This is a genomic window from Massilia sp. Bi118 (genome assembly GCF_918697865.1).
In the GTDB taxonomy this organism is placed as follows: domain Bacteria; phylum Pseudomonadota; class Gammaproteobacteria; order Burkholderiales; family Burkholderiaceae_D; genus Telluria.
Genome location: NZ_CAKKMV010000004.1, coordinates 82,676 through 108,098, shown reverse-complemented (window position 1 = coordinate 108,098; position 25,423 = coordinate 82,676). Strand labels below are relative to the sequence as shown.

Genomic DNA, 25,423 nt, shown 5'->3' with positions numbered 1-25,423 from the left:
GCTATCTCGTCAAGTATATTCACTCAAGCGTCATTAAACGAGACAAAAAATACATTCATCTATGCGTTTTTGTCACAGCTGAGGATCAAAACAGGAGTACACGCCGCGCATGGGCCATTTTCGCCAGATTTCCACTTTCGTCGAGGTCGTCGCCCGCGGCAGCCTGTCCGCCGCGGCCCGTGCCGAGGGCATCGCGCCGGCCATGATCGGGCGCCGCCTCGATGCTCTGGAGAGCCGCCTTGGCGTCAAGCTGCTGCAGCGAACCACGCGCAAGCTGGTCCTCACCGACGAGGGCGCCGCCTTCCTCGAGGATTGCCAGCGCATCCTGGCCGAGCTGGAAGAGGCGGAGTCGGCCGTCTCCGAGCGCAGCGCGCGCGCCACCGGGCATCTACTGGTATCTGCCCCGGCCGGCTTCGGGCGCCAGCACGTGGCGCCGCTGGTGCCGTCCTTCTTGCTTGAACATCGCGACGTCACGCTCAACCTGAACCTGAACGACCGCGTGGTCGACGTCATCGGCGAAGGCGTGGACGTGGCGATCCGCATCGCCAGCCTGTCGGACTCGAATCTGATCGGTGTGAAGCTGGCGGACAACCACCGCGTGGTGGTGGGCGCACCGGCCTACCTGAAGCGCCACGGCACGCCGCAGACCCTCGACGACCTGGCGCGCCACAACTGCCTGCCGATCAGCAGCGAAGGCAGCCAGCGCGGCTGGACCTTCCACGACGGCGGGAAGATCGTGACCCTGAAGGTGGGCGGGAACATGGTCTGCAACGACGGCGCCGTACTGCATGACTGGGCGCTGGCCGGACGCGGCCTGGCCTGGCGCTCGATGTGGGAAGTGGGACCGGAAATCGCGGCCGGCCGCCTGGTCCCGGTGCTGGAGCAATATGCGGCGCCGGGCAACGACATTTACGCGGTATTCGCACAACGCCGGCACTTGCCACTGCGAATCCGCAGTTTCGTCGATTTTCTGCGCCATGCCTATTCGCAACCCGATTACTGGCGGAACAACCTTGGCAATTAAAGAAAATTGCCGATCAAAAAGAAATACGACAGGCAAAAAAAATCCCCGGACATGCCGAGGATTTTTTGCGACATTCAGCGAGTAATCGTGACGATTACAGCGGCTGGATGTTCGATGCTTGCTTGCCCTTCGGACCCGAGGTCACGTCGAACGAAACACGCTGATTCTCTTGCAGCGACTTGAAGCCTTGGGATTGGATCGCCGAGAAGTGAGCGAACAGATCTTCGCCGCCTTCGTCCGGGGTGATGAAGCCGAAGCCCTTGGAGTCATTGAACCATTTAACGATGCCAGTTGCCATTACTATTTCCTATTTCAGTTGAAGTGGGCTTGCGCCCGTTTACGATCGTTTGAAGAAGCAAGAAACAAATGACAGACTAACTGCACTGCAACCGCGAATCCAACGATCCCACATTATACCGAATAAACCAAAAGATACACGGTTTTCGTAAAATAAATCTGCAGCTCGTAACATTCCTAAAACCAACTTTTACGAGCCCTTATTTTGCGTCGGCGGTATGCAGAATATAGATTATCGAAAGTTAGCAAGTTTGTCATACATCAAACGACTTCAAGACAATGTTCTTGTCGAAGGTCTAGATGACGGACTCGTCATTGGGATAGGCATCCTTCGGGTCGCGCAAGGCCCAGGCCACGAACACGTCCAGCTCGGCCAGCCAGGCCTCCCACTCTTCCGGGGCGACGGCGTCGAAGGTCATCAGGACCCGCAGGCGCTGCTCGATATTCCGCGCCTGGTGGCCGAGGATGCGGAAACCGAAAGTCGCCGAGGACCCCGCCAGCGTGTGCAGCACCGCATGCAGCTCCTGCATCAGTTCAGGTTGCGGCCGCACAGTGTCGAAAGCGTTGCGTGCAGCCGACACGCGCCCGAGGGTCTGCGGAAGCGACGCCGCGAACCTGTCGTTCAGCTCCGCCAGCCGTTCGAAGAACTCCGCGTCGGCCGCGCTCCCGGTCTGCATTTATTTGGTACCGAAGATGCGGTCGCCGGCATCGCCCAGGCCGGGGATGATGTAGGCGTGATCGTTCAGGTGGCTGTCCAGCGAGGCCACGTAGAGCTTGACGTTCGGGTGCGCCTTGTGGAACACCTCGACGCCTTCCGGCGCGGCCACCAGGGCCAGGAAGATGATCTGCTCGTCCGGCACGCCGCGCTTCTTCAGCACGTCAACGGCGTAGACCGCCGAATTGCCCGTCGCGACCATCGGATCGCAGAGGATGAAGGTACGCTCGGTGGTGTCCGGCAGGCGCACCAGGTATTCGACCGGCTGGTGGGTTTCCGGGTCGCGGAACACGCCGATGTGGCCGACGCGCGCCGACGGCACCAGTTCCAGCAGGCCGTCGCTCATGCCGATGCCGGCGCGCAGGATCGGCACGATGGCCAGCTTCTTGCCCGCGATGATGGGCGCGTCGATGGTCATCAGCGGAGTTTCGATTTCGCGCGTGGTCAGCGGCAGGTCGCGCGTGATTTCGTAGCCCATCAGCAGCGTGATCTCCCTCAGCAGCTCGCGGAAGGTGCGGGTCGAGGTGCCGCGGTCGCGCATGTGCGACAGCTTGTGCTGGATGAGGGGGTGATTCAGGATGTACAGGCTGGGAAAACGCGGATCTTGTTTCATGTAGGTACTCTATGTAAATGCGGCCAGTGTTGGCGATCAGACCAGCATTATCCCAGCCGCGGGCCAGTTTGTCCCTACCTGGTTGAAGAAATTTCCAGAGCCCGGGCCAGGATGGCGGGCGCGTCGGCCCCATCCGGCAGCCGGCCGAAGGCGCCGCCCACCTCGCGCGCAATGCGCGAGGCCACGAAGGCGTCCGACACAAAAGCCGGGGCATGGCGCAGCAGCAGGCCGGCCTGGACACCGACCACCAGTTGCTCGGCCAGGCGGCGGGCGCCGAATTCCGATGCGGCCGCCGGGGTTGCCCCTCCTGCGAGCTCTCCCATTAGCCGCGCGCACCAGGCGTCGTAGCGGGCGTCGATGCCGGCCGCCAGGCCCAGTTCCTGCGCCAGCGCCGCGCGCGCTTCCGGCGACTTGCCGAAGGCGCGCAGCACGTCCAGGCACATCACGTTGCCGGACCCTTCCCAGATCGAATTGACGGGAAATTCGCGGTACAGGCGCGCCAGCGGGCCGTCCTCCACATAGCCGTTGCCGCCCATGACTTCCATCGCCTCGGCGCCGAAGGCCGGGCCGCGCTTGCACAGCCAGTACTTGCCGGCTGGCGTCAGCAGGCGCCCGAGCAGGACTTCCGCGGGATCGTCCTGGCGGTCGTAACAGCGTGCCAGGCGCAGCGCGAAGGCGGTCGCAGCCTCGGATTCCAGCGCCAGGTCGGCCAGCACGTTCTGCATCAGCGGCTGTTCGGCCAGCGGGCGGCCAAAGGCGCTGCGTCCGCGCGCGTGGTGGAGCGCATGGCACAGGGCGGCGCGCATGATGCCGGCCGTGCCTGTCACGCAGTCGAGCCGGGTATGGCTGCCCATCTCGAGGATGGTCGGGATGCCGCGCCCCTCCCTACCTATCATCCAGCCGATCGCGTCGCAGAATTCGACCTCGGAGGAGGCGTTCGAACGGTTGCCCAGCTTGTTCTTCAGGCGCTGCACGCGGATCGCGTTGCGGCTGCCGTCGGGCAGGAAGCGCGGCACGAAGAAGCAGCTGAGGCCGGCGCTGCCTTCGGCATCAAGCTGCGCCAGCACCAGGTGGGCGTCGCACTGCGGCGCCGAGAAAAACCATTTGTGACCCACGATCACAAATGCGCCCTCGCCTTCCTCGCCGAAACGCGCCTTGGCCTGGGCCGGGTCCAGCGGCGCGGCGCGGGTCGTGTTGGCGCGCACATCGGTGCCGCCCTGCTTTTCCGTCATGCCCATGCCGACCAGGGCGCCGCGCTTCTGTTCGACCGGCAGCGAGCGCGGGTCGTAGTCCCGCGACAGGATCTTCGGCAGCCAGCGCGCGGCGATGACCGGGTTCTGGCGCAGCGCCGGCACCGAGGCATAGGTCATCGTCACCGGGCATTGCGAGCCGTTCTCGACCTGGCCGAACATGAGGTAGGCGGCGGCGCGCGCGACCTGGGCGCCGGCTTTGGGCGCCTCCCACGGCAGCGAATGCGCGCCGTTCTCGATCAGCATGCTCATCAGGCGATGCCAGGACGGATGGAATTCGAGTTCGTCGATGCGCTGCCCGCTGCGGTCGAAGTTCACCAGGCGCGGCGTGAACTCGTTGGCCAGGCGCGCAAGATCCAGCACTTCGGCACTGCCGAGCTGCTCGCCGAGCGCATCCAGCGTGCCGGCGGCCCAGCCGCCGCCTTCGCGCTCCAGGCCCTCGCGCAAGGCGGGATCGCAGCGGAACAGGTTGACGTCGCCGAAGGGCGATGCCTGGTTGAAGACCTCGTGGGTATCGAATCGATTCATGGCCGCGTCTCTTTCATGTTGCATCGAAGCATCGGGCAATCCAAGGAAATGTTTCCTAATTGCACTGTATCGGCGACAATGCACCGGCTCGGCGTCCGGCTCGCGTTATCGACAAGGCAACAAGGCTAGCTTAAAGGCTTATGCCGGGCAAGCACGACCTGTCCGGAATGACAGCTGCGGGGTATCAAGGCGGGGCTAAACACGAGGCTCGATTGTGTTTTTTAGTGCTCTCGAGAATCTTTCAGTGATACATTTCCAAAGGATTTGATACACTCGTGCGGTTTGCCGCTGCTCCGCGCAGCGGCCAGGATTTCAAGAAAGCACCTATTCAAAACATGCGCCCCGGTTCACCAGCAGCAGCGAACGAGGATCCGCGCCATGCGCCGCCGGCCCACGGGCTGGATGCGCTCATGGAAGCGGTGGGCGACATCGCGTTCCGCATCGCCCCCTCCGGCCTGATCCGCCATGCCAGCAAACGTGGCCAGCGCCTGCTCGACGCAGTCGGCGAACTGCACGGCACGGCCCTGCCCGCGCTCGCCATCGAGGTCGACCAGCCGGCGCTGCGCAACGCCATCGTCGACGCGACCGCGCGCGCCGAGCCGGTGCTGGTCGAAGCACGCCTGCGCACCGGCGACATGCGCACCGGCGACATGCGCGTAGGCGACATGCGCGCAGGCGACAAGGAAACCTGGTTCGAGCTGCGCGTCAGCCTGCTGGACGGCGGCCCGGAACTGCTGGCGGTCGGCCGCGACATGTCGGCCCAGCGCGCCACCGAGCAGCGCTTGCGCCACATGGCGACCCACGACGCCCTCACCGAACTGCCGAACCGCCTGCTGCTGTCGGACCGCATCCGCATGGTGATCGCCAACGCCCGCCGCTCCGGCCAGGGCTTTTCGATCGCCACCATCGGCCTGGACGGCTTCAAGAAGGTCAACGACGGCCTCGGCCACCCGGTCGGCGACGCCGTCCTGCGCATGGCCGCCGGCCGCCTGCGCAAGACCCTGCGCGACAGCGACACCCTGGCGCGCGTCGGCGGCGACGAATTCGTCGCGGTCCTGCCGGGCACCTACAACGAAGCCCAGATCAAGCTGGTCACCGGACGCCTGCTGGCGGCCCTGCAGCCGCCTTTCGAGATCGACAGCCACACGGTCTACCTGGGCGCCTCCATCGGCGTCTCGGTCTACCCGGAGCACGCCGAGGACGAGGTGCGCCTGGTGGCGCTGGCCGACAGCGCGATGAGCCGCGCCAAGGAAACCGGCGGCGCCCGCACACTGGTCCACAGCAGCCGCGAAAGCGCGCCGCCGCAGCACGACATTTCGCTCGAAGCAGCGATGTTCCAGGCGGTGCGCGAGGGCGAGTTCATGCTGTACTACCAGCCCATCGTCAGCAGCCGCACCCGCCGCATCGAGGGCTTCGAGACCCTGATGCGCTGGAAGCATCCAACCCTGGGCATGGTGCCGCCGGTGCGCTTCATCCCCATCTCCGAGACCAATGGCCTGATCAACATGCTGGGTGCCTGGGCGCTGAAGGCGGCGCTGGTGCAGATCCGCCAGTTCGAGGAAGTCGCCAAGCGCGACCTCTACATCTCGGTCAATATCAGCCCGCGCCAGTTCCGCAACGACCGCTTCCTGTCGGTGCTGGACGACGCCCTCGCCTTCTCCGGCACGCCAGGCGACAAGCTGGTGCTCGAGATCACCGAGGGCACGCTGATGGTCGACCCGGCGCATGCCGAGAGCATCCTGGGCAAGATGGCCGAGCGCCGCGCGCGCATCGCGATCGACGATTTCGGCACCGGCTACTCCTCGCTGGCCTACCTGAAGCGCTTCCCGATCTCGGTGCTGAAGATCGACCGCGCCTTCATCAAGGACCTGCCGGAATCAAGCAAGGATGCGGCGATCTGCAACGCCGTGCTCGACCTGGCCAAGCACCTCGACTTGTCGGTGGTGGCGGAAGGCGTCGAGACCGAAGAACAACTCAGCTACGTGGGATCGCGCGGCTGCGACTACGTGCAGGGCTACCTGACCGGCAAGCCGATGTCGGCCCACGTCGCGATGGCGGCGCTGAAGGAAGACCTGTACACCGAACTGCTCCCGAACGAACTGCGGGCGGGCCACACATGAATCAGACCCTGAATATCGAGCGCTCGGCGAAAGCCGACGCCACCCTCGCCCTGCTGTGGGAACGCATCCGCCGGCGCGGCGACATGCCCGGCTTCACCCGCGCCATCAACGCCATCCTGGCCTCGATGCGCGGCGAGGACGAGCGCGACTTCTCCATGACCCAGACGGTGCTGTCCGATCCGGTCCTGACCCAGAAGGTGCTGCGTCTCGCGAACAGCGGCATGTACTCGGCCTTCGGCCAGCGCATCAACACCGTCTCGAAAGCCGTGCTGGTGCTGGGCACGGAGGCGATCGGCCACCTGGCCCTGGGCCTGAAGCTGATCGAGGAGCTGAGCAAGTCCACGCCGGATTCGCTGCAGGCCCACATCGAAATGGAGAAAGCGGTACTGGCCGGGATGGTGGCGCAGCAGGTGGCCGCCAGGGCCGACGTGCGCGATCCGGAAGAAGCGGTGGTCTGCTCGATCCTGCATTCGCTGGGCCGCATGATGGTCACCTTTTACCTACCGGAGCGCTGGACCATCCTGCAGCAGGCCGCGGGCGAAGGTGCCGAGGACGCCGCGGCGCTCGACCAGCTGGGCCTGAGCCTGGAACAGGTCGGCCGCGCCACCGCCGAGCACTGGGGCCTGCCGCGCAACCTGATCGCCGGCATGCGCCGCGTCGAGCCGGGCGAGCGCGGTGAGGCCTTCGCCCACGAAGACTGGCTCGCCGCACTGGGCACCATGTCCTCGCAATGCGCCGAATCGCTGTGGCATAGCGATGAAGGCGCGGCCGAGAAAGTGGCGCAGCTGGCGTCGAGCTTTTCAAGCATGCTCGGCATCGAGGCGGACAACATCGTCGGCGCCATCGAGCAGGCCAGGGTCGACGCCGCCGCCGACCTGTCGATCGCGCCGCTGGCGAATCCGCCGGAAAAACGCGCCCGCGCCGCCGCCGCGACCCGCATGCGCGACGCCGGCAATAAAATCCTGAAATCCGGCGTCGCCGAGATGCGTGATGCCGCCGGCAGCGCGACGCCAGGCCAGATGATGTCGATGGCGATCGAGAGCGCCTACCACGGCCTGTCCTTCACCCGCGCCTTCGGCTTCCTGCGCAGCCGCCGGGAGGGCAGGTACAGCGCAAGGATCGGCCTCGGCGACGGCGCCAAGGCCCTGCAACCGAACCTGTTCTTCGACGACACCTACGAGCCCAACGTCTTCTTCGCCGCCCTCGGCAGCGACCGCGTGATCTTCATCGAAAACGCCCGCGACCCGAAATTCGCCAGCAAGCTGCCCGGCTGGTGGAAAGGCAGCCTGGGCTCGGCACGCTGCTTCGTCATCATCCCGCTGTGCACCAACGGCGAGCCGGTCGGCTTCATCTATGGGGACTGGGATGACCGCTTCCCGTCGGTGTACTTGAGCCAGACGGAGTTTTCGCTGTTGAACGATTTACGGGCGCTGGTGGTGAAGTCGGTGGAGCGCAGGCAGCAGCTGGAAGCTGTCGCGACGCGCGCCTGAGTTCATACCCGCAAACTTTGCTCCGTCATTCCCGCGAAGGCGGGAATCCAGGTTTATGTGAGCAACCAGGAAGCACGCGCTAAAGGTTCGCGCCGAACTTGGGTTCCCGCCTGCGCGGGAACGACGTACGGAGGCTAGCGGCTGACGCGCGCAGCCTGGCTCTCCCACCGCCAGAACAAGCCCGCCGCCCCGGCCGCCAGCACCGCCAGCACGATCCCCGCCCCATACACGCTGCCCGGCCCCAGCCGCTCCCAGCACCACGACATGAACAAGCCACCGCAAGTCCCGCCTATCCCATAGGCGATACTCATGAACAGCGCCTGCCCACGCGCCTGCAGCGGCCCGCCGAACCAGCCACGCCGTGGGCGGCGAAGTACAGCGGGGCGTAGGTAGTGAGGGTGCCCGTGAACGCGTAGTAGGCGAACAGGAACAGGGCGAAGTTGGCTAGGGGGCGGTACATGCGCGGATGGGGAACGCGAGCTGACCCGTCATTCCCGCGAACGCGGGAATCCATGCTGACCCACAGATCACGCGGCGTATGGATTCCCGCCTCCGCGGGAAGTCAGGCCGGGCAATGCCCGGCATGACGGCGAATAGAGCTTAAATACGCGGCGTGGAAACCCGCACATCCCCGCACTGCGCGCGGTGCATCAGCGCATGATCCATCAGCACCAGCGCCAGCATCGCTTCCGCGATCGGCGTTGCGCGGATCCCGACGCAGGGGTCGTGGCGGCCGAAGGTTTCGACAGTGGCCGGGTTGCCGTCCTTGTCGATCGAACGGCGCGGGGTGCGGATCGAGGAGGTCGGCTTGATCGCGATCGAGACCGTGATGTCCTGGCCGGTCGAGATCCCGCCCAGCACGCCGCCGGCGTTGTTGCCGACGAAGCCTTCGGGGGTCAGCTCGTCGCCGTGCTCGGAGCCCTTCTGCACCACCGAGTGGAAACCGGCGCCGATTTCCACGCCCTTCACCGCATTAATGCCCATCATGGCGTAAGCGATGTCGGCGTCCAGCTTGTCGTAGATCGGCTGGCCGAGGCCCACCGGGACGTTCTTCGCCACCACGTCGATGCGCGCGCCGATCGAATCGCCTGCGCGGCGCAGCTCGTCCATCGCCGCTTCCATGCGCGCGATCAGGGCCGCGTCGGCGGTCGCCGCGAAGAAGGGGTTCGCATGCACATGGTCCCAGGACTCGAACGGGACGTCGATGTCGCCCAGCTGGCGCATGCAGCCCATGAATTCGGTGCCGTAGTGCTCACGCAGCCACTTTTTGGCGATGGCGCCGGCGCCGACCACCGGCGCGGTCAGGCGCGCAGAGGAGCGGCCGCCGCCGCGCGGGTCGCGCACGCCGTACTTGTGCCAGTAGGTGTAGTCGGCGTGGCCGGGACGGAAGGTCTCGGCGATGTTGCCGTAGTCCTTGCTGCGCTGGTCTTCGTTCGGGATCAGCAGCGCGATCGGGGTGCCGGTGGTCACGCCTTCGTAGACGCCGGACAGGATCTGCACGCGGTCGGCTTCCTGGCGCTGGGTCACGTGGCGCGAGGTACCCGGCTTGCGGCGGTCCAGCTCGGGCTGGATGTCGGCCTCGGACAGGGCGATCCCGGGCGGACAGCCATCGATGACGCAGCCGATGGCCGGACCATGGGACTCGCCGAAGGTGGTGACGGAAAACAGCTTGCCAAATGTGTTGCCGGACATGGGTGCGCTAAAGTTGAGTAAACGGAATGATCGATTCTACCAGCAGCGCTTGTCCCGCGCTTGGCACAGGTTTGGGAACAACGAATGGAATGTTGCCTTGAAGAATTTTTTCCTGCCGTGTAGTCAAGTCAGATATACTAACTTCATTGATCCAAGTCAAACCGGAGATGCAGCGATGCCCGCACCGCCCCCAGCGCAGGACGATGAACTGGTCTTCGTCGACGAAGCGCCGGCTCTATCCAGCGGCGCCCCGGGTGCAGTCGCCGGTCCATCCAGCGGCGCCTGGCGGGTGATGATCGTCGACGACGACGCCGACGTCCACTCGACCACCACCTTCGCGCTCGGCAGCCTCGAACTGCACGGCCGCCGCCTCGAATTCCTGCACGCCAGTTCCGCGGCCGAGGCCAGAGCCCTGCTCGAGAGCGAGAGCGACATCGCGGTGATCCTGCTCGACGTCGTCATGGAAGAAGCGGACGCCGGCCTGCACCTGGTGCGCCACATCCGCGAGACCCTCGGCCTGCACGACACCCGCATCATCCTGCGCACTGGCCAGCCCGGCTACGCGCCCGAGATGGACGCGATCCGCGGCTACGACATCAACGATTACCGCACCAAGTCCGAACTCACGCGCACCAAGCTCTACACCTCGGTAGCCACGGCGATCCGCGCCTACGAACAGATCCGCGCGCTGGAAACCAGCCGCCGCGGCCTGGCCGACGTCGTGCGCGCCAACGCCGAGCTGATGGCGCTGCGCTCGATTGCCGGGATGGCGGAAGGCATCCTGCGCGAAGCGGCGCGCCTGATCGGCCAGCCGGCGCCGGGCCTGATGTGCTCCTGCCTCGGCGGTCCCGAAGCGGCAGGCTGGGAAGTGCTGGCGGCCAGCGGCGACAAGGCCGCACTGGCGCCGACCGGGGTGCTGGCGGCGGCCGAGGAAGGCGCGGCGGCCGCGATCCGCGACAGCCTGGCGCTGCAGCGCCACATGTTCGGCGAGCGCCACCTGACCCTCTACTTCGGCGGCAAAGCGCACTGCGACTTCACCGCCTGGATTGAGCTGGAGCGCCCACTCGACCCGGTGCGGCGCGGCCTGCTCGAACTGTTCGCCTCGAACATCGCGGTCGGCCTCGATAACGTCGCCCTGCTGACCGACCTGCAGCGCGCCGCCTTCTACGACCCGCTGACCGGCCTGCCCAACCGCACCCGCCTGGTCGAGCTGATCGACGCCGGCCTGTCGGCAGGCGATGTGCGCCGCGACGAGGTGCTGTGCCTGGTCGACCTCGACCACTTCGCCGAGATCAACGACGCCCTCGGCCACCAGTTCGGCGACGCTCTGCTGGTGGCGGTGGCGCGGCGCCTGCGCGCCCGCGTGCATCCGCGCCTGCAGCTGGCGCGCATCGGCAGCGACATCTTCTGCATCCTCGGCGATGCTGCGCAGGTCGATCCGGAAGGCATCCATGCACTGTTCGCGGCGCCGTTCTCGATCGAGGGCCAGGACGTGCAGGTGTCCAGCACCCTCGGCCTGGTGCGCCTGCTGGAACACGAAGGCAGCGGCGCCGATGCGATGAAGGACGCCGACATCGCCCTCAAGCGCGCCAAGACACGCCAGCGCGGCGGTCACTTCTACTTCTCGCGCGGGATGGGCGTGGAGATCCGCGAGCGCGTGCGCCTGATGCACGCGCTGCGCAGCGGTTTCGCGCGCTCCGAACTGTTCCTGGCCTACCAGCCGCAAGTCGAACTGGGCGCCCACCGCCCCTTCGGCGCCGAAGCCCTGCTGCGCTGGCGCACCGAGGACGGCCGCCTGGTGCCGCCCGACCGCTTCATCCCGATTGCCGAGTATTCGGGCCTGATCATCGAGATCGGCGAATGGGTGCTGCGCCAGGCTTGCGCGGAACTGATGCGCCTGCGCGCGGCCGGCTACCTGGACTTCACGATGTCGGTGAACGTCTCGCAGGTGCAGTTCCGCCACCCGGGCTTCCTCGACATGCTGCGCAGCGCGCTGGCGGACACCGGTGTGCCGCCCGAGCGGATCGAACTGGAAATCACCGAATCGATGGCGATGGAAGAGCCGGACCTGCTGATCGAGCGCCTCGCCGCGATCAAGCGCACCGGCGTCTCGATCGCGATCGACGACTTCGGCACCGGCTTCTCATCGCTGTCCTATCTGCAGCGGCTGCAGGTCGACCGCTTGAAGATCGACCGCACCTTCGTCACCGAAATCACCGGCTCGGCGCGCGGCAGCAGCATTGCGGAAATGGTGATCGAACTGGGACGCAACCTGGGCCTGTCGATCATCGCCGAGGGCGTGGAGGACGAGCGCCAGGCGCAGATCCTGCAGGCGCTGGGCTGCCCGCTGGCGCAGGGCTTCCTGTTCTCGAGGCCGCTGGCGCCGGAGGCGTTATTGGAGTGGCTGGGGCAGGATGCCCTTAACCGGGCAGCGTGAGCGACACAGAACCGTAACCAACGTCGTCCCCGCGAAGGCGGGGACCCAAGTTCGTCGCGGACTACCGGCGTTAGCTTCGGCCACTCAAGCAAACTTGGGTTCCCGCCTGCGCGGGAACGACGAGCTGCTTAATCCTCGGCCACCTGCTCCGCCGGCCAATCCCGAATATAAGCCTTCAGCATCCGGTTCTCGAAACTCTGCGCCTCCAGCACCGCCTTGGCGACGTCATAGAACGAGATCACACCCAGCAAGGTACGGGCATTCATCACCGGCAGGTAGCGCGCGTGCTTTTCCAGCATGATGCGGCGCACCTCGTTGACTTCGGTGTCCGGAGTGACGGTGATGGGGCTGTCGTCCATGTGCTTGCGCACCGTGCCGGCGCCGATGGTGCCGCCGTGGGCGTTGACCGCCTGGATGACTTCGCGGAAGGTCAGCATGCCGACCAGGTCGCCGTATTCCATCACCACCAGCGAGCCGATGTCGCGGTCCGCCATTGTCGCTGCCGCGTCGGCCAGCTGCGTGTCCGGAGACACCGTGTACAAAATATCGCCCTTCACCTGCAGGATTTCGGATACTTTCATAGCGGTCACCATGTCGTGAGTACGGGGTACGGGAGCGGATGGAACGAGAGAGCTGGACACTGGATTGGGGAGCTGAGCAAGCTTGATTAACACATAACGCCGACTCTAGCCTATGCATTCCAAAAAAGCCAGTCTTGCGCGCCTTTAATTGAGGTAGCATGCGGTCGTCTATACTAATTTGGATGAGTTCCCCATGAGCGGTCCCAGGTATCCCGGCTTCGACACCCTCTCCCTGCACGCCGGCGCCAGCCCTGATCCGGCCACCGGCGCGCGCGCCACGCCGGTCTATTTCACCTCTTCCTTCGCGTTCCGCGATTCGGACCAGGCGGCGTCCCTGTTCAATATGGAGCGCGCCGGCCACGTCTATTCGCGGCTGTCGAATCCGACCAATGCCGTGCTCGAGGAACGCATCGCCGCGCTCGAAGGCGGCGTCGCCGGGATCGCCACCGCCAGCGGCCAGGCCGCCATGCACCTGGGCCTGAGCACCATCGCCGGCGCCGGCAGCCACATCGTCGCCTCGCGCGCCCTGTACGGCGGCTCGCACAACCTGCTGGCCTATACCCTGAAGCGCTTCGGCATCGAGACCAGCTTCGTCGACCCGCGCGACCTCGACGCCTGGCGCGCCGCGATCCGCCCCGAAACGAAAGTCCTGTTCGGGGAATCGGTCGGCAATCCGGGCCTGGACGTATTGGACATCCCGCGCGTGGCTGCGCTGGCGCGCGAGCACGATCTGCCGCTGATGGTCGATTCCACGCTCAGCACGCCGTATCTGCTCAAACCCTTCGATCATGGCGCCGACCTGGTGTTCCACTCGGCCACGAAATTCTTGTGCGGCCACGGCACGGCGATCGGCGGCCTGCTGGTCGACGGCGGCGGCTTCGACTGGCAGCGCGCCCATGCGCGCACCGGGCGCTTCGCCGAGCTGTGCGAACCCTACGAGGGCTTCCACGGCATGGTGTTTGCCGAAGAGTCGACCGTCGGCGCCTTTGCCCTGCGCGCGCGCCGCGAGGGCCTGCGCGACTTCGGCGCGGCGATGAGCCCGCACAATGCCTTCGCCATCCTGCAGGGCATCGAGACCCTGGGCCTGCGCATGGAGCGCCACGTCGCCAACACGCGCAAACTGGTCGAGTTCCTGGCCAGCCAGCCGGCGGTGGAATCGGTGGTCTGGCCCGAGCTCGAAAGCCATCCGGACTACGAACTGGCCAAAACCCTGCTGCCGCGCGGCGCCGGCGGCGTGTTCTCCTTCCATTTGCGCGGCGGGCGTGCGGCCGGCAAGCGCTTCGTCGACGCTTTGCGCCTGTTCTCGCACCTGGCAAACGTCGGCGATGCCAAGTCGCTGGCCATCCACCCTGCCTCCACCACACACTTCCGCGTGCCCACCGACCAGCTGGCGGCGGCCGGCGTGGGCGAAGGCATGATCCGCCTGTCTGTCGGGCTGGAAGATGCCGACGACCTGATCGAAGACCTGACGCGCGGCCTGAAGCTGGCCCAGAAGGGAGCCTGAGATGATCTATCAAGTCAACGGCGTCCCGGCCTACGCCTACACCGGCGGCAAGCCCTTCGTCGCGGAACAGCCGACCATCGTTTTCCTGCATGGCGCCCAGAACGACCACTCGGTGTGGGCGCTGCAGAGCCGCTGGTTCGCCTGGCACGGCTGGAACCTGCTGGCGGTCGACCTTCCCGGCCACGGCCGCAGCGGCGGACCGGCGCTGGCGACAATCGAGGCGATGGCCGACTGGGTGCTGGCCCTGCTGGATGCGGCCGGCGCAAGCAAAGCCGTTCTCGTCGGCCACAGCATGGGATCGCTGATCGCGCTGGAAGCGGCCCACCGCGCACCAGGCCGGGTCAGCGGCCTGGCCCTGGTGGGCACGACCTGGCCGATGAAGGTGTCGGACGCCCTGCTGGCGGCCTCGAAGGACGCGCTGCCGGCCGCCATCGACATGGTCAACATCTGGTCGCATTCCGGACCGCTGCCGCGCCCGGCCTGCCCGGCGCCCGGATTTTCGGTGACGGGCGTATCGCGCCGCCTGATGCAGCGCCTGGCCGAGCAGAACCCGGACCAGCTCTTTCATACCGATTTCTCGGCCTGCAACGCCTATGCGAACGGCGGCGCGGCGGCGGCCGGCGTGAACTGCCCTGTCCTCTTCGTGCTCGGCGCACGCGACGTGATGACGCCGCCGCGTTCCGCGCAGGCGCTGACGTCGGCGCTCAAGCATGGCAAAATCGTCACCGTGGATGCCGGACACGCGATGATGGCCGAGCAGGCCGACGCCGTGCTGGACGCCCTGATCGCGTTCGCCGGCGGATAACGAGGAGACCGATGCGATGGCTGCCGTTCGCTACAACAGCTTTGCCGAGTTCTATCCCTACTACCTGACCCAGCACGAGCACCGCCTGTGCCGCCGCGCCCACTTCATCGGGAGCTCGTCGGCCATCGCCTCGGTCGCCCAGTACATCGACAGCCTGAACCCGTGGTGGCTGCTGTTTGCCGTGGTGAGCGGCTATGGCGGCGCCTGGATCGGGCATTTTTTCTACGAGAAGAACCTGCCGGCCACCTTCGGCAATCCCTGGTGGTCGTTCCGGGCGGACTGGGTGATGTACTGGCAGATGCTGACCGGGAAGATCAGCTGGTAGCAGTCGTTTTCACATTCACAAGGTCTACCAGGCCGTCCGCCGACGCCTGACCGAGGTCGGCATCGGCCGCGGCGATCGCCGCCGGCGTCAGCGCATTCGCATCAGCGACGCCAAACGCCTGGTTCCTGCCGGCCGTCTTGGCCAGGTAGAGACAAAGGTCGGCCAGGTGCACCAGCTTTTCCCAGTCCGGGCCGCCGTCCACAAGCGCCACCGGGCGCGGGCAGAATCCGATCGACACCGAGACAGTCAGCTGCTGGCCGTCGGCATCGATGGGCGTACCGCACACCGCCGCCAGCAGGCGCGCGCACAGCTGGCGCGCCTCGTCCGTCGCCACGCCCGGCAGATAAGCCAGGAATTCCTCGCCGCCCCAGCGGATCAGCACGTCCTGCTCGCGCAGGCTGGCCGCCAGCCGCGCCGCCACGTTTTTCAGGACGACGTCGCCGGCGCTGTGGCCGAAGCGGTCGTTGATCGACTTGAAGTGGTCGACATCCATCAGCAGGAATACCCCGCCCGACTTGCCGTCGCGTCCGGGATTCTCGTGATACGAGGGCACCACGTGCTCGTAGAAATAGTGGCGGTTGAACAGGCCGGTCAGCGAATCGCGGGTGCTCTGGCGGAACAGCTGCTCGTTCTTCACCTTCAGCGTGCCGTTGGCCTTTTTCACGCGGCCGTACAGCAGGGCGATCAGGAGCACCGCGACCAAGGTCGTCACGCTCAGCGCCACCCACAGGGTGCGCAGGCGCTTGATGGTGGTGAGTTCGGCCGCCTTCAGCTGGCTTTCGTGGTGGGCCGCGGTCAGCTCGGCCTGCTTTTTCTGGTAGGCCCAAGCGCGCTGCAGTGCCTGGTAGGACAGCTGCTTTTCCTTGCGCCAGGCGGCCAGCGAGACCGAGCCGGCCTTTTCGTAGACGGTCAGCGCGACGTCACCCCAGCCCACCTGGTTCAGCGCGTGGCCGTAATCGAGCAGCATGCGCACATAGCGCTCGTCGTCTTTCAGGCCCTCGAGCGCGGTGTCGACCATCTGGCGGCCCTGGGCCACATTGCGGAAGTAGATGTAGCTGAGGCCCAGCTCGTAGGAAGCCAGCCGGGCGCCGTTCTCGTCGCCGACTTCGCGCGCGATGCGCAGCGCAGCTTCGCTGGTGCGCGCGGCTTCGCCGAAGCGGCGTGACTGGACATAGAGCTCGGCCAGGTTCGCCAGCGGCACCGCCAGGCGCTCGCGGGCGTCCAGCTTTTCGAGGATGTCCACGGCGGCCTGCAAGGCTTTTTCGGCGCGCCTGGGATTGCCGGCATGGGCGGCGGTCGCGTATTCGATCAGCCTGGCATGGGCCAGCTGGGCCGGAATGCCGCGGCTCCTTGCAATGGCCAGCAGCTCGTCGGCCAGCTTCAGCGCCGGCGCGGCATCGCCGACCACCGCCATCAGGCGGGCCTGTTCGCGCAGCGCCATCGCCAGCGCGTCCGGATCGGCGCCGCTGCGGGCGATGCCGGCGGCCTGCTCGACGTAGTCCAGGGCGTCGTCGCTGCGGCCTTCCTGGTCGGCCAGCAGGCCCTGAGCCACCAGCGCGCGGGTCTTCAGGTGGATGTCTTCGGTCTTTTCGGCCAGCGCGGCGGCGCTCGCGATCAGGCGGCGTGCCGCGTCCTGGTCGTGCACCAGCCGCGACAGGACCAGGCCGTGGCTCAGCATGGCCTTGGCCAGCAAGGCGTCGTCGTGGGAGGCGCGGCCCAGCTTTTCGGCTTCGAGGGCGGCGGCCAGCGCTTCCTGCTTCTTGCCGAGCCAGAAGTTGGCGCGGCTGGTTTCGACCAGCAGGTGGCCGAGCGCCTGGCCGCTGCGGCCTTCTTTCAGTGTATCGAGTCTGGCGAGCGCCGCGGTGGGCGTGACATAGGCTTCCTCGCGGGCGGTGGCGAGCGCGTGCATAAAATCGTCCTGGTCCGCTCCGGCATGGGCCAGCGCAGTCCAGCACAGGAACAGCAGGCCAAAAAGGAAGCGGCGAACGATCATGTGGTCTCCAAACGGATGCCGACAATAGTAACATCGGGCAACGTTTGATTCCACAATTCAATATATTCCGTATCCAGACAGACACGGAACAGCCGCTTCCCGGCGCTAAAAACGCCGATCAGTTAGCGAAATGCTCAGCCAGCGTCTGGTCCAGGCCGCGCTCGACAGCCTCCTCGACCCGCCGCGCCAGCGCCGCCGTGTCCAGCGCCAGCGGCGAAGCCGACGCCGGCTCGCCGGCCCCGGTCCCCGCCCCGGCGCCCAGTCCAGGCGTCGGCTCCACGCCAGCTCCGCCGAACACGAAGCGGCGGTACACGTCGGACAAACGGATCAGGCCAGGATCGACCAGCAGCACCCAGCCCTCGCCGCCCTCGCGCGCGCCGCGGCCCCAGATCACCTGCAGGCTTTCCTCGGCGTGGACCCGGCCCACCCAGCCGGCCGCCACCATCTGCTCCAGCAGCAGGCTCATCTCGTCGTAGCCGATGCGGGTGTGGGCGCGGATCTGGGCGCCGGTCACCAGCGCGGTGCCGGTGATGCCGGCGCCGCCGTGCAGCACTTTCAAAATGGCCATCGCGTCGACGAAGGCGCCGCCCGGCGCCGGCTCGTACCACCAGCGCTCGTACTTCACCACCGGCAGCGCCGCCGTCAGCAGCGCGCCCACCAGGGTGATCAGCCAGGACAGGTACATCCACAGCAGGAACAGCGGCAGCGCCGCCAGCGCGCCGTAGATAATGGCGTAGGTCGGGAACTGGCGGATGAAAATCGCAAATACGCGTTTCGCAACTTCGAAGGCGATCGCCGCCACCAGCCCGCCCCACAGCGCGTCGCGCCAGTCGACCCAGCGGTTCGGCACCGTCATGTAGAGCAGCGTGTAGGCGCCGGTGGTCAGGGCCACCGAAATCACGCTATAGAACAGCGCGCCGAGGAAGGGAACGGCGCTCATCAGGCCCGTGGTGGCGCTGAACAGCTGCGAAGTCAGGGTCAGCGAGATCCCGAACAGCAGCGGCCCCAGGGTCACCAGGGCCCAGTAGATCAGGACACGCTGCACCAGCGGTCGCGGACGCTTCACGCGCCAGATCTGGTTGAAGGCGCGCTCGATCATGCCGATCATCGCCGCCGTGGTCAGCACCAGCGCCACCGCGCCCACCGCCGACAGGCGCGTCGCCTTGCTGGCGAACTGGGTCAGGTTCGAGGTAATCGTGTTGGCGATCGCCTTCGGCATCACCATCTGCACGAAATAGTGATCGAGCGCCGAGCGCAGCTGGCCGAAGATCGGGAAAGTCGTAAAGATGGCTAACACGATCGTCAGCAGCGGCACCAGCGCCAGCGTGGTCGTAAAGGTCAGGCTGCCTGCCACCTGCGGCAGTTTCTCGTCCAGCAGGCGCCGGCGCGCGAAGCGCACCAGGTCGCGCACCTCGGCCCAGGTCAGGCCGCGCACCATGTCGACGCTGACGTTGATCATCTCACTGGTGGAGCGGGAGATGGAGGAAACCGTTTTCGATAGCATCTGGACACGTTGGAGGAATAAACCGCCCTATAATACCAACGATGAACCCAACCACTCCGATCATCCTCATCCTGTATTACTCACGGCATGGCAAGACTCGCAAACTGGCTGAGCTCATCGCCCAGGGCGTCGAAAGCGTCCCCGGTCTTGAGGCTCGCCTGCGCACCGTGCCGGCCGTCTCCACCGTGGCGGAGGCGACCGAGCCCGACATCCCGCGCAGCGGGGCGCCCTATGTCGAACTGGATGACCTGGCGGAGTGCGCCGGGCTGGCGCTCGGTTCGCCCACCCGTTTCGGCAATATGGCGGCGGCCATGAAGTACTTCCTCGACGGCACCTCGGCGCAGTGGCTGTCCGGCACCCTGGCGGGCAAGCCGGCGGCCGTGTTCACCTCCACCGGCAGCCTGCACGGCGGCCAGGAGTCGACCCTGCTGTCGATGATGATTCCGCTGCTGCACCACGGCATGATGGTGATGGGCCTGCCCTACACCATGCCGGAACTGATGACCACCGCAAGCGGCGGCAGCCCCTACGGCGCGACCCACTGGTCCGGCGTGGACGGCAACCGCCCGATCACGGACGACGAGAAGCGGCTGGCGATCGCGCTGGGCCGGCGCCTGGCGCTGGCGAGCCGCAATCTGCAAGGGATGGAATAAGCAATGCAAGTGCATCGGGTATTTCATACGGGAGCGGTGACCAGCCTGGTCATCCTGTGCGTCTGGCTGCTGGCCTGGGAAATCGTGGTGGCCCCGCTGCATCCGGGCGGCTCGCTGCTGGCGCTCAAAGCCCTGCCGCTGCTGCTGCCGCTGCGCGGCGTGATCAAGCGCGACCTGTACACGCTGCAGTGGTCGTCGATGGTCATCCTCATCTATTTCATCGAGGGCGCGGTGCGGGCCTGGAGCGACCGGTCCGAGATCTCGCGCATCATGGCGCTGGGCGAGGTGCTGCTGGTGGTTTCCTATTTCGTCTTCGCCCTGCTCTACCTGCGCCCCTACAAGAAGCAGGCGAAAAAGCTGGCCAAGGAGCTGCTCGACAAGGTCAAAGTACCGCATGACTGATTTCGCATGACAGATCAATTCGTCGCGCATTGCCGCGAGCTGATCGGCGCCGAGCATGTACTTACCGACGACGCCGACGTCTCACCCTACCTGACCGACTGGCGCGGCCGCTACACGGGCCGCGCCCGCGCCGTGCTGCGCCCCGCCGATCCGCAGCAGGTGGCCGGCCTGGTGCAGCTGTGCGCCGCCCACCGGGTGCCGGTGGTGCCGCAGGGCGGGCGCACCGGCTTGGTGATCGGCAGCGTGCCGGACGACTCCGGGCGCGCGGTGGTGCTCTCGCTGCGCCGCCTGAACCGCATCCGCGCCGTCGACGGCATCAACCGCACCATGACGGTGGACGCCGGATGCATCCTGCACGACATCCAGCAGGCCGCCAGCGCGGCCGGCATGCTGTTCCCGCTGTCGCTGGCGGCCGAAGGCAGCTGCACGATCGGCGGCAACCTGGCGACGAATGCCGGCGGCACCGGCGTCCTGCGCTACGGGAACACGCGCGAGCTGTGCCTGGGGCTGGAAGTGGTCACCGCCCAGGGCGAGCTGTGGAACGGCCTGCGCGGGCTCAGGAAAGACAATACCGGCTACGACCTGCGCGACCTCTACATCGGCGCCGAAGGCACACTGGGCGTGATTACCGGCGCCGTGCTGAAGCTGTTCCCGCAGCCGAAAGCAGGCATCACCGCCCTCGTCGCACTTAGCAGCTGCCGCGACGCGCTGGAACTCCTGAAGCTGGCCCAGGAAACCGCGGGCCCGACCCTCACCGGCTACGAGCTGATGAGCGACGTCTGCCTGCGCCTGGTCGGCAAGCACTTCCCGAACCTGCCCCAGCCCTTCCCGCAAACGCACCCGCAGTACGCCCTGCTGGAGCTGTCCAGCCACGAGTCCGAGCAGCACGCGGTGCGCCTGCTGGAAGAGACCATCGAGAACGCGCTGGAAGCGGGCCTGGCCCAGGACGCCGTGGTCGCGACCTCGATCGCGCAATCGCGCGCGCTGTGGGCGATCCGCGAGCACATCCCGCTGGCCCAGGCCGCGGACGGCAAGAACATCAAGCACGACATCTCGGTGCCGATCTCGCGCATCGCCGACTTCGTGGAAAAGACCGACGCCCTGTTGGCCCGCGCCTGGCCGGGCGTGCAGGTGGTCTGCTTCGGCCACCTCGGCGACGGCAACCTGCACTACAACATCGCGCCGCCTGCCGGCACGCCGCATGAAGCCTTCCTGGCCTACCAGGGCGACGTCAACCGCATCGTGCACGACAGCGTGGCGGACTTCGCCGGCTCGATATCGGCCGAACACGGCATCGGCGCCCTGAAGCGCGAGGAGCTGCCGCGCTACAAGACGCAGGTCGAGCTGGACCTGATGCGTGCCATCAAGGCCGCGCTCGACCCGCTGGGCATTATGAACCCTGGCAAAATTCTTTGACCGGGAGAGCTTCATGATGCGCCTTCTTTTGGCTATCCTTCCCTGGCTGCTGTCGGCCGCCGCCCAGGCCCAGCCCGTGTACAAATGCACGGCAGACGGCAAGACCAGCTATAGCGACCGCCCCTGCGCCAAGGGAGAGTCCAGAGCCTTGCCCCCGCCGCCGGCCGGCATCTCGCCCGCCGACACCATGGGGCCGCAAGGCGGCGACGCCCGCACCCTGCTGGCACTGGAAAAGGCTCGCATCGCGCGCGAGAAGGAACAGGCCCAGGCGGAAAGAACGCAGGCAAAGCAGAATCGCGCCGCTTATGCCAAGCGCCAGAAATGCGCGAAGCTGCGCCTGCGCCACAAGTGGGCGGAGGAAGACCTGGCGCGCACCGTGCACGGCGCCAGGCACGAGGCCGCGCGCATCAAACTGAGGCGCCAGCGTGAAGCCCTGGCGGTGGAATGTCCCGTCTAGGACTGCTCTCGCGCTGGCTGCTGTTCGGCGAGTGGCGTGCGCACCCGATGCGCGCGCTGCTGGCCGTGGTGGCGATCGCCGTCGGCGTGGCCATGGGCTTTGCCATCCACCTGATCAATGCCGCCGCTTTCAACGAATTCTCCGCCGCCATCCAGAGCCTGGCCGGCCAGGCCGACTTGCAGGTGGCCGGGCGCGAAGCCCAGTTCGACGAACGCATCTATCCGCGCCTGGCCGCGCACGAGGGCGTGGCAGTGGCGTCGCCGGTGCTGGAAGTCGATGCGGCGCTGTCCGGCAAGCCGGGATCGCTGAAGATCGTCGGCCTGGACGCACTGCGCGCCGGCTACATTTCGCCGGACCTGAGCGGCGTGCCGGCGAACGGGCGCGGCGCCGACGTGCTGGGTGACGACACCATCTTTCTGTCTCCGGCGGCCCAGGCCTGGCTGGGCGTGCGCACCGGTTCGACTTTACGCCTGCGCGCCGGCACACAGGACGTGCCGCTGCGCGTGGCCGGACCCATCCTGCGCGCGCGCAGCGGCCAGCGCCTGGCCGTGATGGACATCGGCGCCCTGCAGTGGCGCTTCAACCAGCTGGGCAAGCTGTCGCGCATCGATTTGAAACTGCGCGACGGCGTCGACCGCGGCGCCTTCCAACGCGCGCTGGCGGCCGAGCTGGAAAAGGACTATCCGGGCCGCTTCACGGTGGCGGCGCCGAACGACGCCAACCAGGAAAGCCGCAACAATAACCTCAGCCGCGCCTACCGCGTGAACCTGACCGTGCTGGCGCTGGTGGCTTTGTTCACCGGCGCCTTTCTCGTGTTCTCGACCCAGGCCCTGTCCGTGCTGCGGCGGCGCAGCCAGTTCGCGTTGCTGCGCGTGCTCGGCCTGCCGCGCCGCGCGCTGCTGCGCCAGGTGCTGGTCGAAGGCGCGAGCCTGGGCGTGATCGGCGCCCTGCTCGGCATCGCGGCCGGCTATGGACTGGCGGCGGCCGCGCTGGCCTTCTTCGGCGGCGACCTCGGCGCCGGCTACTTCCCCGGGGTGAAGCCGACCGTGGTGTTCACCCCGGTGGCGGCCTGCGTGTTCTTCCTGCTCGGACTGGGCGTGGCCCTGCTGGGCTGCGCGGCGCCGGCCTGGGAGGCCGCCCGCGCCCGGCCCGCGGTGGCGCTCAAGTCCGGCAACGACGAGGCGGCACTCGAGCGCCTGTCGCGCATCTGGCCCTCGCTGCTCTGCCTGGCCGCGGCCGCCGCCTGCGCCTACGCGCCGCCCGTGTTCGAGCTGCCGCTGTTCGGCTATTTCGCCGTCGCCCTGCTGCTGATCGGCGGGATCGGCCTGATGCCGCGCCTGGCGGCCAGCAGCTTCCGTTTGCTGAACCGGTTGCAGCTGCGCCGGCCTTCTTCATCACAGTCGCCGGTGCTGAACCTGGCGCTGGCGCGGCTGGCGAATGCGCCGGGCCAGGCCTCGATCGCATTGGGCGGCGTGCTGGCCAGCTTCAGCCTGATGGTCGCGATGGGCATCATGGTCGCCAGCTTCCGCGTCTCTGTCGACGACTGGATCCTGCACATCCTGCCGGCCGACCTGTATGTGCGCACCGCCAGCGGCGGCAATACGGGCAGCCTGGACGCCCCGGCGCAGGCGGCGATCGCCGCGCTGCCTGGCGTCTCGCGTTCGGCCTTCCTGCGTACCCGGCCGCTGTCGCTGGATCCCGCGCGCCCCGCCATCACCCTGATCGCGCGCGACATCGACGCTGCGGATCCCGGCCGCATGCTGGCCCTGGTCGGCGAGGCCGTGCCGGCGCCGGCGGGCGAGTTGCCGCTGTGGGTGTCGGAAGCCATGACCGACCTGTATGGCTTCCACCCCGGCCAGCGCGTCGCACTGCCGCTGGGCGGGCGCCGGCAAAGCTTCTTCGTGGCCGGCGTCTGGCGCGACTACGCCAACCAGTCCGGCTCCGTGGTGGTGCGCCTGCCCGATTACCGGCGCCTGACCGGGGACAGCACCGTCACCGACGCCGCGCTGTGGGCCGACAAGGGCGTGCCGGTCGACGCCATCGCCGCCCGCCTGCGCGCCCTGCCCTTCGGCGCGACCCTGCAATTCGCCAGCCCCGGCGAGATCCGCGCCGCCAGCCTCAGGATCTTCGACCGCAGCTTCGCCGTCACCTATCTGCTGGAAGCGATCGCCATCGCCATCGGCCTGTCCGGCGTGGCGGCCACCTTCTCGGCCCAGACCCTGGCGCGCGCCCGCGAGTTCGGCATGCTGCGCCACGTGGGCGTCTCGCGCGGCCAGGTGCTGCGCATCCTCGCTCTGGAGGGCGGCTCGCTGACCGTGCTGGGCGTGGCCACCGGCTTCGCGCTGGGCCTCTTGATCAGCCTCATTCTCGTCTACGTCGTGAACCCGCAATCCTTCCACTGGACCATGCAACTGCACCTGCCCTGGCCTCTGCTGGGCAGCGTGGCGGGGGTGCTGGTGGCGGCTTCGGTGGCCACGGCGCTGGTGTCCGGGCGCTATGCGCTGTCCGGCGGTCCGGTGCGCGCGGTGCGGGAGGACTGGTGATGCTGCGCCGTCTGCTCATGATCCTGCTTTTGTTGTCCAGCGCCGCGCAGGCCGCACCGCCTTCGTTCGCGCCTGTCGTACCAGGCCGTACCCTGGTCTTCCCGCAGGACTTCGGCGCCCACCCGGCGCACCGCACCGAGTGGTGGTACGTGACCGGCTGGCTCGACACACCGGACGGCAAGCCGCTCGGCTTCCAGGTCACCTTCTTCCGCAGCCGTACCGAGCACGACGACGCCAACCCCAGCGCCTTCGCGCCAAAGCAGCTGGTCATCGGCCACGCCGCCCTGTCCGACCCGGCCACCGGCCACCTCCTGCACGACCAGCGCAGCGCACGCGAAGGTTTCGGCCTTGCCTGGGCCAGGACCGGCACCACCGACGTCAAACTGGAAGACTGGAGCATGCGGCGTGGCGCGGACGGCCGCTACCGGGTGTCCGTGCGCGGCGGCGAGCTGGCCTTCGAGCTGCAGCTGGCGCCGACCCAGCCCCTGCTGCTGCAGGGCGAAGCCGGCTTCTCGCGCAAGGGCTTGCGGCCCGAACACGCCAGCTATTACTACAGCGAGCCGCATCTTCAGGTTACAGGCTCGGTCACGCGAGGCGGCAAGGCCATCGCCGTCAAAGGCAGCGCATGGCTCGACCACGAATGGTCCAGCCAGGTGCTGGAGACGAATGCCGCCGGCTGGGACTGGGCCGGCATCAATCTCGACGACGGCGGCGCCCTGATGGCCTTCCAGATCCGCGGCAAGGATGGCGGCAAGCTCTGGGCGCATGCGACCCATCGTGATGCCGCCGGCCGCGTGACCCAGTACAATCCCGAACAGGTCGCCTTCACGCCGCAGCAAACATGGAAGTCGCCGCGCACCGGCGCCAGCTATCCGGTCGCCACCACGATCCGGACCGGCGCCCTGGCCTGGCGCTTGACACCACTGCAGCCCGACCAGGAACTCGACTCGCGCCGCTCGACCGGCGCGGTGTACTGGGAAGGCGCGGTGACGGTCGAGCGCGACGGCCGCCGCCTGGGCCGCGGCTATCTCGAGCTGACGGGTTACGTCGACCCAATGAAACTTTGAACCACAC

The 25,423-nt window shown here is 67.1% G+C and carries 23 protein-coding genes; 13 read left to right on the top strand and 10 right to left on the bottom strand.

The window, feature by feature from the left end:
* Window positions 1-109 precede the first annotated feature (109 nt).
* The gene (locus tag LQV39_RS07345; protein ID WP_230022564.1) at window positions 110-1,024 is read left to right on the top strand and encodes a LysR family transcriptional regulator; all 915 of its coding nucleotides are present in this window, start codon (window positions 110-112) and stop codon (window positions 1,022-1,024) included.
* 94 nt (window positions 1,025-1,118) lie between these two features.
* Here the strand turns inward: LQV39_RS07345 and LQV39_RS07340 are convergent, their stop codons facing one another.
* From LQV39_RS07340 to LQV39_RS07325, 4 genes are all read right to left on the bottom strand, one after another.
* On the bottom strand, window positions 1,119-1,322 hold the full coding sequence (locus LQV39_RS07340; RefSeq protein WP_036166698.1) for a cold-shock protein: 204 nt from the start codon (window positions 1,320-1,322) through the stop codon (window positions 1,119-1,121).
* 295 nt (window positions 1,323-1,617) lie between these two features.
* Window positions 1,618-1,998, bottom strand: a complete 381-nt coding sequence (locus LQV39_RS07335) for an Hpt domain-containing protein (protein ID WP_230022561.1) — start codon at window positions 1,996-1,998, stop codon at window positions 1,618-1,620.
* Window positions 1,999-2,649 carry a uracil phosphoribosyltransferase gene (gene upp / locus LQV39_RS07330; RefSeq protein ID WP_230022558.1) on the bottom strand — a complete coding sequence of 217 codons (651 nt, stop codon included), beginning with the start codon at window positions 2,647-2,649 and terminating at the stop codon, window positions 1,999-2,001. It abuts the gene before it with no gap.
* Between the two features lie 74 nt (window positions 2,650-2,723).
* Window positions 2,724-4,427 (bottom strand): isovaleryl-CoA dehydrogenase, encoded by a 1,704-nt coding sequence (locus tag LQV39_RS07325; RefSeq protein WP_230022556.1) that lies wholly within the window; start codon window positions 4,425-4,427, stop codon window positions 2,724-2,726.
* A 335-nt stretch (window positions 4,428-4,762) separates the two neighbouring features.
* On the opposite strand from LQV39_RS07325, the gene LQV39_RS07320 reads away from it, so the two are divergent.
* Together LQV39_RS07320 and LQV39_RS07315 are read left to right on the top strand one after the other, a co-directional pair.
* The gene (locus LQV39_RS07320) at window positions 4,763-6,547 is read left to right on the top strand and encodes a bifunctional diguanylate cyclase/phosphodiesterase (RefSeq protein ID WP_230022554.1); all 1,785 of its coding nucleotides are present in this window, start codon (window positions 4,763-4,765) and stop codon (window positions 6,545-6,547) included.
* Window positions 6,544-8,037: an HDOD domain-containing protein gene (locus LQV39_RS07315; RefSeq protein ID WP_230022552.1), complete on the top strand. Its 1,494-nt coding sequence runs from the start codon at window positions 6,544-6,546 to the stop codon at window positions 8,035-8,037. The genes LQV39_RS07320 and LQV39_RS07315 overlap by 4 nt, the downstream gene beginning before the upstream one ends.
* A 134-nt stretch (window positions 8,038-8,171) precedes the next feature.
* Here LQV39_RS07315 and LQV39_RS07310 read toward each other — a convergent pair whose 3' ends face one another.
* The 3 genes from LQV39_RS07310 to aroC form a co-directional block, all read right to left on the bottom strand.
* Window positions 8,172-8,348 (bottom strand): hypothetical protein, encoded by a 177-nt coding sequence (locus LQV39_RS07310; RefSeq protein WP_230022550.1) that lies wholly within the window; start codon window positions 8,346-8,348, stop codon window positions 8,172-8,174.
* Window positions 8,345-8,497, bottom strand: a complete 153-nt coding sequence (locus tag LQV39_RS07305; protein ID WP_230022548.1) for a hypothetical protein — start codon at window positions 8,495-8,497, stop codon at window positions 8,345-8,347. The genes LQV39_RS07310 and LQV39_RS07305 overlap by 4 nt, the downstream gene beginning before the upstream one ends.
* Before the next feature lie 140 nt (window positions 8,498-8,637).
* The gene (aroC, locus tag LQV39_RS07300; RefSeq protein ID WP_230022546.1) at window positions 8,638-9,729 is read right to left on the bottom strand and encodes a chorismate synthase; all 1,092 of its coding nucleotides are present in this window, start codon (window positions 9,727-9,729) and stop codon (window positions 8,638-8,640) included.
* A gap of 175 nt (window positions 9,730-9,904) precedes the next feature.
* Between aroC and LQV39_RS07295 the strand changes: the two genes are divergently transcribed.
* Window positions 9,905-12,166, top strand: coding sequence for an EAL domain-containing protein (locus tag LQV39_RS07295; RefSeq protein WP_230022544.1), 2,262 nt, complete (start codon window positions 9,905-9,907; stop codon window positions 12,164-12,166).
* Between the two features lie 128 nt (window positions 12,167-12,294).
* On the opposite strand, the gene LQV39_RS07290 is transcribed toward LQV39_RS07295, so the two are convergent.
* Window positions 12,295-12,747 (bottom strand): CBS domain-containing protein, encoded by a 453-nt coding sequence (locus tag LQV39_RS07290; protein ID WP_230022542.1) that lies wholly within the window; start codon window positions 12,745-12,747, stop codon window positions 12,295-12,297.
* Between the two features lie 193 nt (window positions 12,748-12,940).
* Between LQV39_RS07290 and LQV39_RS07285 the strand changes: the two genes are divergently transcribed.
* The 3 genes from LQV39_RS07285 to LQV39_RS07275 are packed head-to-tail and all read left to right on the top strand — an operon-like array spanning window position 12,941 to window position 15,381.
* The gene (locus LQV39_RS07285; RefSeq protein WP_230022526.1) at window positions 12,941-14,251 is read left to right on the top strand and encodes an O-acetylhomoserine aminocarboxypropyltransferase; all 1,311 of its coding nucleotides are present in this window, start codon (window positions 12,941-12,943) and stop codon (window positions 14,249-14,251) included.
* 1 nt (window position 14,252) lies between these two features.
* Window positions 14,253-15,056 carry an alpha/beta fold hydrolase gene (locus LQV39_RS07280; RefSeq protein ID WP_230022523.1) on the top strand — a complete coding sequence of 268 codons (804 nt, stop codon included), beginning with the start codon at window positions 14,253-14,255 and terminating at the stop codon, window positions 15,054-15,056.
* Between the two features lie 16 nt (window positions 15,057-15,072).
* Complete coding sequence (locus LQV39_RS07275) at window positions 15,073-15,381, top strand: DUF962 domain-containing protein (protein ID WP_230022520.1); 309 nt, start codon at window positions 15,073-15,075, stop codon at window positions 15,379-15,381.
* Here LQV39_RS07275 and LQV39_RS07270 read toward each other — a convergent pair.
* Both LQV39_RS07270 and LQV39_RS07265 read right to left on the bottom strand, forming a co-directional pair.
* Window positions 15,371-17,374 carry a diguanylate cyclase gene (locus tag LQV39_RS07270; RefSeq protein WP_230022518.1) on the bottom strand — a complete coding sequence of 668 codons (2,004 nt, stop codon included), beginning with the start codon at window positions 17,372-17,374 and terminating at the stop codon, window positions 15,371-15,373. The genes LQV39_RS07275 and LQV39_RS07270 overlap by 11 nt on opposite strands.
* Before the next feature lie 118 nt (window positions 17,375-17,492).
* A complete protein-coding gene (locus LQV39_RS07265; protein ID WP_230022515.1) occupies window positions 17,493-18,833 on the bottom strand; it encodes a YihY family inner membrane protein in 1,341 nt (446 codons plus the stop codon).
* A gap of 86 nt (window positions 18,834-18,919) precedes the next feature.
* On the opposite strand from LQV39_RS07265, the gene wrbA reads away from it, so the two are divergent.
* Genes wrbA through LQV39_RS07235 form a run of 6 tightly spaced genes read left to right on the top strand, consistent with a single transcriptional unit; the run spans window position 18,920 to window position 25,416 of the window.
* The gene (wrbA, locus tag LQV39_RS07260; RefSeq protein WP_230022512.1) at window positions 18,920-19,531 is read left to right on the top strand and encodes an NAD(P)H:quinone oxidoreductase; all 612 of its coding nucleotides are present in this window, start codon (window positions 18,920-18,922) and stop codon (window positions 19,529-19,531) included.
* A 3-nt stretch (window positions 19,532-19,534) separates the two neighbouring features.
* Entirely contained in the window at window positions 19,535-19,933 is a 399-nt protein-coding gene (locus tag LQV39_RS07255) for a DUF2069 domain-containing protein (protein WP_230022510.1), read from the top strand.
* 6 nt (window positions 19,934-19,939) lie between these two features.
* The gene (locus LQV39_RS07250) at window positions 19,940-21,349 is read left to right on the top strand and encodes an FAD-binding oxidoreductase (protein ID WP_230022508.1); all 1,410 of its coding nucleotides are present in this window, start codon (window positions 19,940-19,942) and stop codon (window positions 21,347-21,349) included.
* 13 nt (window positions 21,350-21,362) lie between these two features.
* A complete protein-coding gene (locus LQV39_RS07245) occupies window positions 21,363-21,806 on the top strand; it encodes a DUF4124 domain-containing protein (protein WP_230022496.1) in 444 nt (147 codons plus the stop codon).
* A complete protein-coding gene (locus tag LQV39_RS07240) occupies window positions 21,794-24,349 on the top strand; it encodes an ABC transporter permease (RefSeq protein WP_230022493.1) in 2,556 nt (851 codons plus the stop codon). Before LQV39_RS07245 ends, LQV39_RS07240 begins: the two co-directional genes overlap by 13 nt.
* Complete coding sequence (locus LQV39_RS07235) at window positions 24,349-25,416, top strand: carotenoid 1,2-hydratase (protein ID WP_230022491.1); 1,068 nt, start codon at window positions 24,349-24,351, stop codon at window positions 25,414-25,416. Before LQV39_RS07240 ends, LQV39_RS07235 begins: the two co-directional genes overlap by 1 nt.
* Window positions 25,417-25,423: the final 7 nt, after the last annotated feature.